Consider the following 13,566-nt stretch of genomic DNA (forward strand, 5'->3'; position numbering starts at 1 on the left):
TCCGGGCCCGTTGGGCAAGGCGCCGCGCGGGCGCGCGGCGCGGCGGCGGCCAGCCCGGCTGGAGCTGGCTGTATCGCCAAGTGAAAATAAACAGAGGCAGTAGGAAGTGTTTTTTCTGAGAAGCGCTTGAGAGGCAGGGCAGCCCCGCAAGACGCCACTGCCATTTTTTTCAATCCGCCGCAGCCGCGTCAAGGCTGCGGCGGGGACGGGGTGCCTTATCTGCGGGACAGCGCGTGGTAGATGTGGGTGAAAGTGGCGGCGCCCAGGATCGGGATCACCAGGTTCACCAGCGGCACCGACAGCGGCATCGCCATCAGCGTGCCGGCGGCCCAGATGGTGGTGGCATGTTTGCGCCGCAGTTTCTTGGCCTCTGCCGTGCCGATGCGGCGGGCGGCGGCGAGGGTGAAATATTCCCGGCCCAAGAGAAACCCGTTGAGGCCCCAGAAAATGAACAGCGCCGCAGGCGGGAACAGCACATAGAGGAACAGCGCCAGGATGTTGGCAGCAATCAGCAGGCCAAGGAAGTTCACCGTGTCCTTGACCGCATCCCAGAACGGCACTTTGGCTGCCGGGGGCAGGGCCGGGTAGTGCTTGTCCTCCACCGCCTGGGCGACCTCCTCGAGAAACAAGGAGGTGATGGCTGAGGCCACCGGCACCATCAGGAACACCGACAGCACCAGCATGAAGAACAGCGAGCCGATCGACAAAAGGTCATCAAGCCAGGTGACCTCGCCCAGCAGCGGCAGGGTGGCTTCGGGGCCGACCAGCCACTGGATCAGCATCAGAAAGCCTGCATAGGCGGCGATCAGCAGGGCAATGGTCAGGCCGACGCCAAGAAACAGCACCTTGCGGAAGCGCGGGTCGCCGGTCTGGCCGAGGGTCTTGAAAAAGGCGGTGAAGATCATGCGTTCACCCAGGTTGTGATGGCCTCCAGGTCCGGGCGCGGGCGCTCGGGCGGGGCGGTGCTTTCGGTGGCGATGTGGACAATGCCGGCGATGCGCTCGTTTTCCGCCAGATCAAAGGCCGCCTGGCAGAAGCCGCGGTCATGGCTTGCCCAGCCGGTGAGCCAGTTGGCGCCCCAGCCCGAGGCCAGGGCGGCGTTCAGCAGGCCGAGGCACACGGCGCCCGCGGAATATGTCTGTTCCAGGGCCGGGATCTTGGGGCTGTCCTTCTGCACCTCGACCACCACCACCGCAAGCTGGCCCAGGTCGAACTGGCTGCGGCCCTTGGCAATGTCTTCGGGGCTTTTGCCGAGGCGCGCGCCGGCCGCCTGGGTCAGGGCGGCCAAGCGGGCCATGGCGGGTTTCTCCACCACGATGAAGCGCCAGGGCTCCAGTTTGCCATGATCCGGCGTGCGGGCCGCGGCGGTCAGGATCGGCAGCAGCTCCTCGCGCGAGGGCGCAGGGGCCACCAGCGTCTTGGCCGGGCGCGAGCGGCGCGACAGCAGGAAGTCGAGGGCGGCGTCATTGCGTGCGGGTCGTGCGGGCATATGTGAAACCTTTTTACATCTTTTGCTGCCAATTTCGGCAAGCTGGCGGGAATTTTCAAGGGCCGGCGGGCCTTGCGTGCCGCACTTGTGCTGCAAAGGCAGCAGGCGGCGGGGCCGGGGTCCGTTGCCGGAGGCAGAGCTGCCGGGCAGCGGCAAGGCCTATGGTCTTTGCAACCTGCACAGGGCATGTCTGGTGCCATGGGAAAGCCAAAGAAGAAAAACCTGCCCGACCTGGGCCATTTATGTGTTCCGGGGTTGGAGATCGCGGTGCGGGCCACGCCCAAGGCGGCGCGCAATGCGATTGTGCCGGCAGAGGGGGTTCTGAAGGTTTCGGTCACCGCGGCGCCGGAAAACGGCAAGGCGACGGAGGCCGTCCGCAGCCTGCTTGCCGCGGCAATGGGCACCGCGGCTTCCAATCTGAATTTGCGCCGCGGCGCGGCCTCGCGCAGCAAGGTCTTTGTCTATACCGGACCGGCCTGAGGCTAGTCTTCGCCGACCAGCCGGTAGACGCCCTCGGGCAGGTCAAGCGCGGCGGCCAGATCCCGCACCTGCAGGTGCGAGAGGGTGATTTTCTGCACGCTGTCGGTGCGCGCGTCGTATTGCTCGACGGTGACGCATTCGGCAAAGGAATTGATTGTCACATCCTCGATGAGCGGCGGGCCGTCCTCATCCACTAGGGTAATGACCGTCGAGTCGAATTCGTGTTCGATGGTAAACATAAGGCCAGCCTGCACTGCTGCCGGGCCGCTGGCAAGGCCTTGCAATCACGGACTATCACTGGGTTCCGGCGGCAAGGTTCCGCTGCCGGGCGATTGCCTTCCGCCGGCCTTGCGCGATAAAGTGCAGGCGAACCGCAAAAGGATCCGCCATGCGCCGTTTTCTGTGTCTGCTTGCCCTTGCCGTCAGCGCCTGTGATGTGGCGGTTGAACCTGCACCGCACTCTGCGCCGGTTGCCCAGACGCCGCGGGTGCAGGGGATGGCACCGGGGGAGGCGCGCACCGCCTTTGCCTCCGTGAGCCGGCGGGTGGAGCCGGTGGCTGAACGGGCGTGCCGCAGCCGGACCCAGGGGCTGAACTGCGATTTTCTGATCCGCATCGACCCGAACCCCAATGCAGCGCCCAATGCCTACCAAAGCCTTGACCGCTCGGGGCGGCCCGTGATCACCTTCACGCAGCGGATGCTGGGGCAGATCGCCAATCAGGATGAGCTGGCCTTTGTGATGTCGCATGAGGCGGCGCATCATATCCGCGGCCATCTGGCACGGCAGGCGCAGAACTCGGCGCTGGTCAGCGCCGGCGCCGGGCTGATCACAGCCCTTGTCGGCGGCAGCGCGGCCACCGTCTCGACCGCGCAGGATGTGGGCGGCTATGTCGGCGCGCGCACCTATTCCAAGGATTTTGAACTGGAGGCGGATGAACTGGGCACCATCATCACCCACCAATCCGGCTACCGGCCCAGCATCGGCGTGCGCTTTTTCAACCGGCTGCCGGATCCGGGCGACCGTTTCCTGGGCACCCATCCCGCCAATCCCGACCGGGTCCGGGTGGTGCAATCCACCATTGACCGCCACGGGCTGAACTGAGCGTGGCCGCCAAGGACCAGGCTGTGCCCGCGCTGGACAGGCTGGGCGTGGTGCTGACCGACCGCGGCTCGCGCTATGCGGTGACCGGCGCGCGGGTCGCGTCGCGCGCCGAGGTCGACGCGGTGCTGGCTGAGCTGAAGACCGACCGGGCCTATGCCAAGGCCACCCATAACACCTGGGCCGCAATGCTGCCCGCGGGCGGGCTCAAGGCCGATGACGGCGAAAGCGGCGCGGGCATGGTGATCCTGCGGATGATGGAGCGCGAGGGCCTGAAAGACCATGTGATCATCGTCACCCGCTGGTATGGCGGCAAGAAACTGGGCGGCGACCGGTTCCGCCGGGTGCAGGATGCGGTGCGGGCCTATCTCGGCCATCTAAGCGGAAACACCGGCTGAACCCGGTCCGGTTTGACCTGCATCAAATCGGCGCCTGCGCGCTGCCGCTAAGCTGTACCGGAAATGAATAAATCCGGGGAGCCGCGCGATGACCGCCCATGCCGATCTGAAAAAACACGCCGAACTGTTTGACCGGATGGCCGGCGCCGTCGGGCTGGATCTGGAGGAAGAGGCGGTTGCCGGCACCCTGCGCTTTGACGAGATCGCCGAGGCGGTGCTGCGCTGCGGCCGCTGCGGCGGCGTTGGCGCCTGCCGCCAGTGGCTGTCCGAAGGCCTGCGCCCCGGTGCTGAGGCCCCCGATTTCTGCCGCAACCGCGATCTGCTGGCCTATTTGAACGAGCAGCAGGCCTGATGGGCCGGGATCTTATCCCGGCCTCTGCAGGGAGCGCGAGCATGCAGTCATTGGGTGACCCTCTGTATCATTTCCGGCTGATGGCCCGGATGGGCAAGGCTGTGGGGGCAGACCTGACATCTGCCTTTGCCGCGGGGGAGATCAGCCACGCGGATTGGGCCGCGATGATCACCCGCTGCCGCGGCTGCGGCGCGCCGGATCTATGCGAGGCTTTCCTGTCCGCAAATGACCGCGCCGAGGCACCGGTGCCGGGCTGCCGCAATGCGGATGCGCTGTTGCAGCTGAAGGACCGAAGTGCATGAAAGACATGGCTGTCGAGGCCCGGAGCCTCGGCAGTGTCTTCCGCCACCTGTGGCTGCTGCGTGCTGTGGAGTTCCGCCCGCCGCGATGACACTCCTCCCGCCGTTCCGGATTTCTGCCTGGCTGCAGCTGTATTCAATCGGCTGATGCCTTAGGCCGCAGCGCGGCCCGCCCGGCCCCCCCGGCGCGCGTGGCAGGCTTGGCGGGCTTGGCAGGCTTGGCGGGCGGGGTGGTCTGCTACAGCTTGGCGTGGCTGCCGTCGCACAAGGGCTTGTTGCCTGAATGCTTGCAGCCGCAAAAGAACAGCTTGCCGTCCTTCTCCGCGGTGTATTTGACCGGCGCAAAGGCCGTCCCCTTATGCGATCCATCGCAGAACGGCTGCTTGCTGGACTTGCCGCAGGCGCACCAGAAATAGGTCTTTCCTTCACTCACCTCGACCGGGAAGGGGGCTTTCTGGGCGATTTCCGGTGCTGGAGTACTGTCGCTTGGCATGGCTGGGGGGGCTCCTTGGCTGGTGGCGGTCTGGCCAGAGCGTAGCAGGGAATTGGCGCGAGGGGAGGGGCAGATGGTCACAACCCCGCGGGAAGGCGCGGGCAGCGCCTAGCTCCGGCCGGGCGTGAAACGCCTTCCCGCGGGGAACGGCCGGTGCCCGGCGCGCAGGCAGGGCCCCCTCCGTTTTCCTTGCCTCCTGCCGCATTCCTGATATACGCGCGCGAATGACCAGCAATCCGCCAGACCTCCGCCCCGACCTCGCCCCCCGCCCGCAGTTCGGTGATGCGCCGCGCAACGACCAGCCGACCCTTGGCATGGTTTCGCTCGGCTGCCCCAAGGCGCTGGTGGACAGCGAACGCATCCTGACCCGGCTGCGCGCCGAGGGCTATGGCATTTCGCCCGACTACGCGGGCGCCGATGCGGTGATCGTCAACACCTGCGGCTTCCTCGACAGCGCCAAGGCGGAAAGCCTGGAAGCGATCGGCGAGGCGCTGAAGGAAAACGGCAAGGTGATCGTGACCGGCTGCCTGGGCGCCGAGCCGGATTACATCCGCGAACACCACCCGCGCATCCATGCGGTCACCGGCCCGCATCAGTATGAACAGGTGCTGGACGCGGTGCATTCGGCGGTGCCGCCTTCTCCGAACCCTTACGTGGACCTGCTGCCCGCGGCGGGTGTGAAACTGACCCCGCGGCATTTCAGCTATCTGAAGATCTCCGAGGGCTGCAACCACAAGTGCAAGTTCTGCATCATCCCCGACATGCGCGGCAAGCTGGCCTCGCGCCCGGTCCACGCGGTGCTGCGCGAGGCGGAAAAGCTGGTTGAGGCCGGGGTGCGCGAGCTGCTGGTGATCAGCCAGGACACCTCGGCTTACGGGCTGGACCGCAAGTATTCGACCCACCCCTGGAAGGGCGAGGACGTGCGCAGCCATATCCTCGACCTGTCGCGCGAGCTGGGCAAGCTGGCCCCGGCCGACGAGCTGTGGGTGCGGCTGCACTATGTCTACCCATACCCCTATGTGCGCGACCTGATCCCGCTGATGGCGGACCCGGACAACGCGCTGCTGCCCTATCTGGACATTCCGTTCCAGCACGCCCACCCGGATGTGCTGCGCCGCATGGCGCGGCCTGCGGCGGCGGCCAAGACGCTGGACGAAATCCGAGCCTGGCGCGCGACCTGTCCGGATATCACCCTGCGGTCCACCTTCATCGTCGGTTTCCCCGGCGAGACCGAGGGTGAGTTCCAGCATTTGCTGGACTGGATGGACGAGGCGCTGCTGGACCGCGTCGGTTGCTTCAAATACGAAAACGTCGATGGTGCGCGGTCGAACGACCTGCCGGACCATGTGCCGGAAGAGGTGAAGCAGGAGCGCTGGGAGCGGTTTATGGAGAAGGCCCAGGCGGTCTCCGAGGCCAAGCTGGCAGCCAAGGTCGGCCAGACCATGCAGGTCATCGTTGACGAGATCGACGAAGACGGCATCGCCACCTGCCGCACCAAGGCCGACGCGCCGGAGATCGACGGCAACCTGTTCATTGATGAGGGAACCGAAGGGTTGCAGGCGGGGGATCTGGTGACGGTTGAAGTGGATGAGGCCGGGGAGTATGACCTGTGGGGCGCGCTGCGCTGAACAGGCTTCGCAGGAACGTAATTCGCAAGAACACAAGATGTATGGCCGCAGCTGATCTGGAGCTGCATCCATAGCTAGGCGGCTCCATCACGGCGGCTTTGCTGTGCAATAGGGGCAAAACCCGGGGTTTCCTTCTCTCCAGACGCTTTTACCCTATGGGCTCTGTGCCAGGGACGGCAGCGCGGACCTCGATGCCTGCCGCCTGACGGTCGCCGACGGATGCCATGCGGCTTGCCTCGGCCAATTCACGGCATACATCCAATCGCCGGAAAACGGTTGCCCGGACCGTTCCCGGGCCCGGCTCATATCCTGGCCTGCACCAGCGGTGCCGGCTGCGGTAAATCCCCCCAAGCACGCAGAGCATTGATGCCGGGCGGTGTATCATGCTTTGCACCCTGTCACCCAAGCGGTAAGCTGGGGAAAAGACCCTTGGCGGAACAAGGGGACAAGGCATGAGGAGTGGGCCGATGAAGCTGATAATCCGGGTCGTGACGGCGCTGGTGCTGACGGTTGTGGCACTGGCGGCGCTGGTGCTGCTGCTGCCGGGCGAGAAAATCGCGCGCCTGGCCGCCGATCAGCTGGAAACCCAGACCGGGCGCAAGCTGGAGTTCGGCGGCAAGGTGCGGTTCACCTTCTGGCCGACACTGGGGGTCAAGGCGGATGCGGTGACGCTGTCCAATGCGGACTGGGCGGGCCCCGAGCCGATGCTGCGGGCCGAGCGGCTGACCATCGGGGTGGCGGCGGCCGAGCTGTTGCAGGGCGATGTCCGGGTCACGGAAATCTCGGCGATCCTGCCGCATCTGAACCTGGCCACCCGCGAGGATGGCACCGGCAACTGGGTCTTTGGCGCCACCGGAGCCGGGCAAGGCGGTGCCTCTGCCGGCGGCAGCGGCGCGCTGCCGCTCAGGATTGAGTCGGTGGAGCTGACCGGGGCCTCGCTGCGCTATGCCGCGCATGGCGAAGCGCCGGTGGAGATGAAGAATATCGACCTCGGCCTGCTGTGGCCGGACCCGGATGGAACCGTGAATGCCAAGGCGACCCTGCGTCCGGCCGGCGAGCCGGTGGAGCTGGATGCCGAAATCGGAACCTTTGCGGCGTTCCTGGCGGGGGAGGTATCCTCGGTCGGGGCAACCGTCACCGCACCGGGCGGCAAGGGACGCTTTGACGGCCATGCCGATATCAATGGCGAGGCGAGCGGGCGGCTGACCTTTGGCGCTGATGACGCGCTGCAGACCGGTGTCGCGCTGGGGCTGTTCCTGCCGGATGCCCTGGCGCAAAAGACCGTATTCGGGGCCGATGTGACCTATACCGCCGACGGGCGGCTGTCGATGCGCGATCTGGCGGTGGAGCTGGGCGGCAACAGGCTGACCGGCGCAGCGGATGCCGTGTTCAAACCGCGGCCTGAGATCACCGCGCAGCTGCGCGGCGGCGCGTTGGATTTCTCCGCGTTTTCCGGCGGGCCGGGCGGTTCCGGGAGCAGCGGCGGCGCTGCATCCGGCTGGCCGAAGGACGCGATCGATGCCTCGGTGCTGGGGCTGGCCGATGCCGCCGTGGATCTGTCCTTTGACAGCCTGAAAACCGGCGGTGTGAAACTCGGCGCCAGCACGCTGAACCTGACGCTCGACCGGGAACGCGCGGTGCTGAAGTTCCTGCCTGCATCCATGTTCGACGGCCAGATTCGGGGCCAGGTGGTTGCCAACAACCGCGATGGCCTGTCGGTGGCCGGGACGCTTTCGTTCGATGGTATCAGGCTGGAGCGGGCCCTGGGGGAAACCGCGGGCTACAGCCGGCTGAACGGCGAGGCGCTGGGGGAGCTGGAATTCCTCGGGTCCGGCAATTCGGTTGACGCAATCATGCGCTCGCTCAGCGGCAAGGGCTGGCTGGAAGCGGGCAAAGGTTTCTTTACCGGCTTTGATCTGGAGCAGCTGATGCGCTCGGGCGGCAATGGCGGCAGCACCGTGTTCGACCAGATGACGGCCAGCTACACACTCGAAGGCGGCAACCTGCGCAACCAGGACCTGCTGGTTCTGCTCAAGGGGTTCCGGGCCGAAGGCAAGGGCCGGATCGGACTGGGCGCGCGGGATCTGGATTATCTGTTCACACCGCAGCTGATGCGCGCAGGCAGCGATCAGGTGCTGACCATCCCGGTGCGGATCACCGGTCCTTGGGCAAACCCGGATATCCGCCCGGACCTGAGCCAGGCGCTGCAGACCAGAATTGATGATGCCGGGCAGGAGGCCAAGGACCGGGTGCGCCAGAAGCTGAGCGAGGAGCTGAACCTGGAAACGGAGATCGCTCCGGAACAGGACATCAACGATGTGCTGAAGCAGCGCATCGAACAGGAGGCCCGCGACCAGCTGCTGAAACTCCTGGGCGGCGACTGATCCCGCCAGCCGGAGGCCGGGTCAAGCAGAGCCGCTAGGTCCCCGGGCAAAGCCCGGCCTGTCCTTGACGCGGCCGCAGGCGCCTTACAATGGAACTGGCGCATGCAAGGGCAGACCTGCCCTTGCATCGCTTCTCAGCCAAAAGAAAAGCGCCCGCCGGAGGCGGGCGCGGATCGCCTGCGAAGCAGGCGAGATCCCTCTTGATCAGGAGATCAGATGGTCTGGTCGTAGTCGCCGACCAGCGGTTCGGTGCGGATCACCGCGTCGATATCGGCGAAAATCGCCCGCATTTCGTCTTCGCTGTCCGAGCTTTCGCAGACCACCACCAGGTTCGGGGTGTTCGACGAGGCCCGCACCAGCCCCCAGGAGCCGTTGTCCAGGATCATCCGGGCGCCGTTCACGGTGACAACTTCCTTGATCGCCCGCCCGGCAATGCGTTCGCCTGCCTCATGCTTGGCCACCAGCTTCTGCACCAGCCGCTCCAGCACCGTGTATTTCTCGGTGTCGGCGCAATAGGGCGACATGGTCGGGGTGGACCAGGTCTTGGGCAGTGCCTTGCGCAGATCGGACATCGACTGATCCGGGTTGCGGTCCAGCATCTTGCAGACTTCAACCGCCACCCGCATGCCGCAGTCGTAGCCGCGGCCGATGGGCTCCGCCAGGAAGTAGTGGCCGGATTTCTCGAACCCTGCCAGCGCGCCGATTTCCTTGACCCGCCGCTTCATGTGGCTGTGGCCGGTCTTCCAGTAATCGGCGGTGACGCCGTTCTTCTGCAGCTCGGGATCGCTGGCGAACAGGCCGGTGGATTTCACATCCGCGACAAAGGTGGCGTTCGGATAGATCTTGCTGAGGTCGCGGGCCATGATCACCCCCACCTTGTCGGCAAAGATCTCCTCGCCCTCGTCATCGACCACGCCGCAGCGGTCGCCGTCGCCGTCAAACCCCAGCGCCAGGTCTGCGCCCGAGGCTTTCACCGAGGCTGCCATGTCGTGCAGCATCTCCATCGCTTCCGGGTTGGGGTTGTAATGCGGGAAGGTGTAGTCGAGCTGGTTGTGGCTCTCGACCACCTCGACGCCCATGCGGGCAAACAGTTCGGGCGCAAAGGCCGAGGCGGTGCCATTGCCGGTGGCGCAGACCACCTTCAGCGGGCGGGACATTTTGAAATCGCCCGCCAGATCGTCGAGGTAGGCTTCCTTGACGCCGTCCACGAATTCATAGGAACCGCCGGGCGCAGGCCGGCCTTCGCCGTTCAGCACGATATCGCGCAGCTCGTTCATCTCGTCGGGGCCGTGGGTCAGCGGCCGGTCAAAGCCCATCTTGACGCCGGTCCAGCCGTTGGGGTTGTGCGAGGCGGTGACCATGGCGACCGCAGGCACATCCAGGTGGAATTGCGCGAAATAGGCCATCGGCGACACGGCGGGGCCGATGTCCTTGACCTGGATACCGGCCTGCATCAGGCCCAGGATCAGCGCGTTCTTGATCGCCAGCGAATAGTCGCGGTAGTCGTTGCCGACGGCAATCACCGGCTCGATGCCGCGCTTGCGGATCTGGGTGCCGAGGCCAAGGCCAAGCGCGGTCATGCCGGGCAGGTTGATTTCCTCGGGGTATTTCCAGCGCGCATCATATTCGCGGAAGCCCGTCGGCTTGATCATCGCGTCGCGCAGAAAGCTCCAGGTGTTCGGGGTCACCTCAGGCTGCGGTTTGGTCATTTGTCGAAATCTCTTTCTGGGTCAAATACGGATAGGGTCGGCCTTGGCCAGCGCATCAAAGCGCATAAGGCTTTCGATCAGCTGCGGCATCTTGTCGAGATAGATCATGTTCGGCCCGTCCGACGGCGCATTGTCCGGGTCCTGATGGGTCTCGATGAAGACCGCCGAGATGCCAAGCGACACTGCCGCGCGCGCCATCAGCGGTGCGAATTCGCGCTGGCCGCCGGTGGAGCCGCCCTTGCCGCCGGGCTGCTGGACGGAGTGGGTGGCATCCATCACCACCGGGTAGCCTCCTTTGGCCATCTGCGGCAGGCCGCGCATGTCGGCCACCAGCGTGTTGTATCCAAACGAGGTGCCGCGCTCGGTCAGCAGGATCTTTTCGTTGCCGGTGCTTTCCACCTTGGCGACCACATTGGCCATGTCCCAGGGCGCCAGGAACTGGCCCTTCTTGATGTTGACGGCCTTGCCGGTGTTGCCTGCCGCCAGCAGCATGTCGGTCTGGCGGCACAGGAACGCGGGGATCTGCAGGATATCAACGGCTTCGGCCGCCACCGCGCATTGCGCTTCGGTGTGGACATCGGTCAGCACCGGCACGCCGAATTCGCTGCGGATTGTGTCCAGGACCTTCAGCCCTTCGTCCAGCCCCAGGCCGCGCACCCCCGACAGGGAGGTCCGGTTGGCCTTGTCATAGGAGGCTTTGAACACAAACTGGGCGCCGGCCTTTTCACAGGCTTCTTTCAGCTGCCCGGCAATCATCCGGGCGTGGTCTGCGGTTTCCAGCTGGCAAGGACCGGCAATAATTGTCAGCGGACAATCGTTGCCGAGGGTGAGGCCGGCGATGTCGATGTTTTTCATGAGCTTCCGATAGCTTTACGATGAGACCTGTTCCCGCAGGATCGATGCGGTGAGCGAGCACATCAGATAAATACCGGAAAAGATCAGGAAAGCCAAAACGGTATTCTCGAACTTGCGCGGATAGGAGGGTTCCTGGCTTGGCACCGGCTCGACTGCGGTGGTCAGATAGCGGACCTGGCGGTTGGCTTCCAGACGGGTGGTTTCCACTTGCTGCAAGGCCGATTGCAGCATCAGGTCGCGGGTCGCGAGGTCGGCCTGGGCCATCTGGATCTGGATCCGCAGATTGGCCAGCGAATTTTCGCCGGCCGAGGCATCGACCATCCGGTTGTTGAGGCTTGCAATCACCGCTTCCAGCCGCCGGATGTCCGCCTCGGCGCCGGACACCTTCGCCCGGTTGGGCCTTGCATTGTCCTGCAGGGCGGCCAGTTCCAGCCGCTTTTCCTCCAGCTGGATTTCAAAGGTGCTGATCTGCTGGCGCAATGAGGCCACCACCCCTTCGGGGTCCAGAACCGAGCCTTGCTGCTGCAGCAGCACAAGCTGTTCCTGCGCTGCCCGGCGCTGCCTTTCGGCGTCCTGCAGGGCGGTAGCGGCTTCGGACATCTGGTCGGCGCGCTTTTGCTGCGACAGGTTGTTCACCTTCTCCTGGGCATAGGAAATCAGCTTGCGCGAAAATTCCGCGGCGGCTTGGGGATCGGCGGCAGAGACTTCCATCCGCACCACGCCTTCGGTCGGGTCATAGCCGATCTTCACATTGCGGCTGTAGGTGGCATAGGCCTCCTCGTTTGTCGGGTCGGTTTCCAGCCGCTGGATCGGGTCCAGCCAGTCCTGGGTGAAATGCGCCTTGAAGCCGGCCTCGCGGTCCAGCCGCAGCATTGCCTCCTTGGACATCAGGTAGCTTTGCACCGCAATCGAATCCTGGCTGGTGGCAAACTGGGTGCCCGACAGCAGACCCCCGACGCCACCGGCGGCACTGTCGGCCTTCAGCACCAGAAACTCGGATTTGGAGGAATACATCGGCGTCGCCACCGAGTAGAAATAAAACCCCGCGGCCAGCGTCGGCAGCAGCACGAAAAAGGCCAGCCTGGCTGCCAGCAAGGTCAGTTTGCGGCGGCGGCGGCGGGCGATATCGCGCTGAATTTCCTGGATTTCACGGGTGCGCCGCTCTGCCGGGCTCAGCTCGGTCGAGGGCAGGCTGGTCTTGCCCGCCGGCACCGTCTGCGGCAGCTGGACGGAACCCGGCGCAGGCGGGGTGCCTGGCGGCTGCGCCTTGTTCTGCGGCACCACCAGTTCCAGCATGTTGGCGCGCTTGAACGGGTCGATGCCGCGCTCGCGCAGCATCCGCACAGCTTCAAAATCCGAGGTTGCGGGCAGGTTGTGTTTCTGCGCCATCCGGCGGGCCAGGCGCAATTGGCGGCCGGTCAGCCCTTCGCGGCGGATCGCATCGATATCGGTTTCCTGCTGGGTCTCGCGGGCCGAGCTGACCATGCCGGACAGCGGCGCGGCGCGGGTTTGCGGTTCAGCCGGATGTGCTGCGTCCGGGGTCGCCGGGGCTGCTGATGCAGGCGCCGCTGCCGCCGCAGGAGCCGCGGGCCGGGCGGCAGCCGTTGGTTGGGGCTGGGGGTGCCCGGCCGGGCTTGCAGCGGCGCCGGCCGCCTGCGGCTGATCCCCGGCGTCGGCTGCAGCTGGGCTGCGGCGGATGCGGAACTTTTTAGCTCTCGGTTTCGTAGTCATAGAGCTGTTTCGCTTCTTCCAAAGTGTCAAATATGTGCAACTGGCCCTGCAGCAGGACCGCAGCTGAACGGGCAAATTTCTCCAGCGTCTTGGCTTGGTGGGAGACAATGATGATTGTGGTTGTCGCCAGCCGTTCCTGCAGGATTTCGCCGGCCTTGCGGTTGAACTCCACATCGGTGGTGCTGGGCATGCCTTCATCGATCAAGTAGATGTCGAAGTCCAGCGCCAGCATCAGCGAGAAGCTGAACCGGGCCCGCATCCCCGAAGAATAAGTGCCAAGCGGCTGGTCGAAATACTCCCCCAGGCCGCACAGCCAGCGGCAATAGGCCTCCACATAGTCGGGATCCAGCCCGTAAAGCTTGGCGATATAGCGGCAGTTCTCCATTGCCGAGAGGCGGCTGATCACCCCGCCCATGAACCCCAGCGGAAAGGATATCTTGCAGTTCCGGCGGATCTCGCCCTCATCCGGTTTTTCCAGGCCGGCCATCATGTTGATCAGCGTCGTCTTGCCGGTGCCGTTCGGAGCCAGCACGCCCAGCGATTTGCCCGGCTCGACGCGGAACGACACGCGGTCAAGGATCACCTTGCGCTGGGTCCCTGTCCAGAAGGACTTGCTGACGTTTTCAAACTCAAGCATTGCTGGTTCCGG

15 protein-coding genes are annotated in these 13,566 nt (G+C 65.2%); 7 read left to right on the forward strand and 8 right to left on the reverse strand.

Annotation, left to right across the window (positions count from 1 at the left end):
• Positions 1 to 215: 215 nt before the first annotated feature.
• Both METH_RS04930 and METH_RS04935 read right to left on the reverse strand, forming a co-directional pair.
• Positions 216 to 905 carry an EI24 domain-containing protein gene (locus tag METH_RS04930; RefSeq protein ID WP_024089318.1) on the reverse strand — a complete coding sequence of 230 codons (690 nt, stop codon included), beginning with the start codon at positions 903 to 905 and terminating at the stop codon, positions 216 to 218.
• Positions 902 to 1,489, reverse strand: coding sequence for a nitroreductase family protein (locus tag METH_RS04935; RefSeq protein WP_044008562.1), 588 nt, complete (start codon positions 1,487 to 1,489; stop codon positions 902 to 904). Before METH_RS04935 ends, METH_RS04930 begins: the two co-directional genes overlap by 4 nt.
• A gap of 198 nt (positions 1,490 to 1,687) precedes the next feature.
• Here METH_RS04935 and METH_RS04940 point away from each other — a divergent pair, with 198 nt between their 5' ends.
• Entirely contained in the window at positions 1,688 to 1,969 is a 282-nt protein-coding gene (locus tag METH_RS04940) for a DUF167 domain-containing protein (protein WP_024089320.1), read from the forward strand.
• Positions 1,970 to 1,971: 2 nt separating this feature from the next.
• Here METH_RS04940 and METH_RS04945 read toward each other — a convergent pair whose 3' ends face one another.
• The gene (locus METH_RS04945; RefSeq protein WP_024089321.1) at positions 1,972 to 2,208 is read right to left on the reverse strand and encodes a hypothetical protein; all 237 of its coding nucleotides are present in this window, start codon (positions 2,206 to 2,208) and stop codon (positions 1,972 to 1,974) included.
• 149 nt (positions 2,209 to 2,357) lie between these two features.
• Between METH_RS04945 and METH_RS04950 the strand changes: the two genes are divergently transcribed.
• From METH_RS04950 to METH_RS04965, 4 genes are all read left to right on the forward strand, one after another.
• Entirely contained in the window at positions 2,358 to 3,071 is a 714-nt protein-coding gene (locus tag METH_RS04950; RefSeq protein ID WP_024089323.1) for a M48 family metalloprotease, read from the forward strand.
• Between the two features lie 2 nt (positions 3,072 to 3,073).
• Complete coding sequence (locus tag METH_RS04955; RefSeq protein WP_197538821.1) at positions 3,074 to 3,466, forward strand: YigZ family protein; 393 nt, start codon at positions 3,074 to 3,076, stop codon at positions 3,464 to 3,466.
• Between the two features lie 88 nt (positions 3,467 to 3,554).
• Positions 3,555 to 3,818 (forward strand): DUF6455 family protein, encoded by a 264-nt coding sequence (locus METH_RS04960; RefSeq protein ID WP_024089325.1) that lies wholly within the window; start codon positions 3,555 to 3,557, stop codon positions 3,816 to 3,818.
• A gap of 41 nt (positions 3,819 to 3,859) precedes the next feature.
• Complete coding sequence (locus METH_RS04965) at positions 3,860 to 4,120, forward strand: DUF6455 family protein (protein ID WP_024089326.1); 261 nt, start codon at positions 3,860 to 3,862, stop codon at positions 4,118 to 4,120.
• A gap of 235 nt (positions 4,121 to 4,355) precedes the next feature.
• Here METH_RS04965 and METH_RS04970 read toward each other — a convergent pair whose 3' ends face one another.
• The gene (locus METH_RS04970) at positions 4,356 to 4,610 is read right to left on the reverse strand and encodes a CDGSH iron-sulfur domain-containing protein (protein ID WP_024089327.1); all 255 of its coding nucleotides are present in this window, start codon (positions 4,608 to 4,610) and stop codon (positions 4,356 to 4,358) included.
• 224 nt (positions 4,611 to 4,834) lie between these two features.
• Between METH_RS04970 and rimO the strand changes: the two genes are divergently transcribed.
• Positions 4,835 to 6,238, forward strand: a complete 1,404-nt coding sequence (gene rimO, locus METH_RS04975; protein WP_024089328.1) for a 30S ribosomal protein S12 methylthiotransferase RimO — start codon at positions 4,835 to 4,837, stop codon at positions 6,236 to 6,238.
• 467 nt (positions 6,239 to 6,705) lie between these two features.
• The gene (locus METH_RS04980) at positions 6,706 to 8,622 is read left to right on the forward strand and encodes an AsmA family protein (protein ID WP_024089329.1); all 1,917 of its coding nucleotides are present in this window, start codon (positions 6,706 to 6,708) and stop codon (positions 8,620 to 8,622) included.
• 212 nt (positions 8,623 to 8,834) lie between these two features.
• Here the strand turns inward: METH_RS04980 and METH_RS04985 are convergent, their stop codons facing one another.
• The 4 genes from METH_RS04985 to METH_RS05000 are packed head-to-tail and all read right to left on the reverse strand — an operon-like array spanning position 8,835 to position 13,554.
• The gene (locus METH_RS04985) at positions 8,835 to 10,331 is read right to left on the reverse strand and encodes a phosphomannomutase/phosphoglucomutase (protein ID WP_024089330.1); all 1,497 of its coding nucleotides are present in this window, start codon (positions 10,329 to 10,331) and stop codon (positions 8,835 to 8,837) included.
• Positions 10,332 to 10,352: 21 nt separating this feature from the next.
• On the reverse strand, positions 10,353 to 11,186 hold the full coding sequence (gene kdsA / locus METH_RS04990; protein WP_024089331.1) for a 3-deoxy-8-phosphooctulonate synthase: 834 nt from the start codon (positions 11,184 to 11,186) through the stop codon (positions 10,353 to 10,355).
• Between the two features lie 15 nt (positions 11,187 to 11,201).
• Positions 11,202 to 12,917 carry a KpsE/RkpR family capsule polysaccharide export protein gene (locus tag METH_RS04995; RefSeq protein ID WP_024089332.1) on the reverse strand — a complete coding sequence of 572 codons (1,716 nt, stop codon included), beginning with the start codon at positions 12,915 to 12,917 and terminating at the stop codon, positions 11,202 to 11,204.
• Positions 12,895 to 13,554 carry an ABC transporter ATP-binding protein gene (locus METH_RS05000; protein ID WP_024089333.1) on the reverse strand — a complete coding sequence of 220 codons (660 nt, stop codon included), beginning with the start codon at positions 13,552 to 13,554 and terminating at the stop codon, positions 12,895 to 12,897. The genes METH_RS04995 and METH_RS05000 overlap by 23 nt, the downstream gene beginning before the upstream one ends.
• Positions 13,555 to 13,566 lie beyond the last annotated feature (12 nt).

The sequence above is a fragment of the Leisingera methylohalidivorans DSM 14336 genome (assembly GCF_000511355.1).
Taxonomy (GTDB): domain Bacteria; phylum Pseudomonadota; class Alphaproteobacteria; order Rhodobacterales; family Rhodobacteraceae; genus Leisingera; species Leisingera methylohalidivorans.

Coding starts and splice junctions, on each gene's coding strand:
- METH_RS04945 (WP_024089321.1), bottom strand. CDS start 2,208: ATGTTTACCATCGAACACGAATTCGACTCGACGGTCATTACCCTAGTG.
- kdsA (WP_024089331.1), bottom strand. CDS start 11,186: ATGAAAAACATCGACATCGCCGGCCTCACCCTCGGCAACGATTGTCCG.
- METH_RS04970 (WP_024089327.1), bottom strand. CDS start 4,610: ATGCCAAGCGACAGTACTCCAGCACCGGAAATCGCCCAGAAAGCCCCC.
- METH_RS04985 (WP_024089330.1), bottom strand. CDS start 10,331: ATGACCAAACCGCAGCCTGAGGTGACCCCGAACACCTGGAGCTTTCTG.
- METH_RS04950 (WP_024089323.1), top strand. CDS start 2,358: ATGCGCCGTTTTCTGTGTCTGCTTGCCCTTGCCGTCAGCGCCTGTGAT.
- METH_RS04965 (WP_024089326.1), top strand. CDS start 3,860: ATGCAGTCATTGGGTGACCCTCTGTATCATTTCCGGCTGATGGCCCGG.
- METH_RS04960 (WP_024089325.1), top strand. CDS start 3,555: ATGACCGCCCATGCCGATCTGAAAAAACACGCCGAACTGTTTGACCGG.
- METH_RS05000 (WP_024089333.1), bottom strand. CDS start 13,554: ATGCTTGAGTTTGAAAACGTCAGCAAGTCCTTCTGGACAGGGACCCAG.
- METH_RS04980 (WP_024089329.1), top strand. CDS start 6,706: ATGAAGCTGATAATCCGGGTCGTGACGGCGCTGGTGCTGACGGTTGTG.
- METH_RS04995 (WP_024089332.1), bottom strand. CDS start 12,917: ATGACTACGAAACCGAGAGCTAAAAAGTTCCGCATCCGCCGCAGCCCA.
- METH_RS04940 (WP_024089320.1), top strand. CDS start 1,688: ATGGGAAAGCCAAAGAAGAAAAACCTGCCCGACCTGGGCCATTTATGT.
- METH_RS04930 (WP_024089318.1), bottom strand. CDS start 905: ATGATCTTCACCGCCTTTTTCAAGACCCTCGGCCAGACCGGCGACCCG.
- METH_RS04935 (WP_044008562.1), bottom strand. CDS start 1,489: ATGCCCGCACGACCCGCACGCAATGACGCCGCCCTCGACTTCCTGCTG.
- rimO (WP_024089328.1), top strand. CDS start 4,835: ATGACCAGCAATCCGCCAGACCTCCGCCCCGACCTCGCCCCCCGCCCG.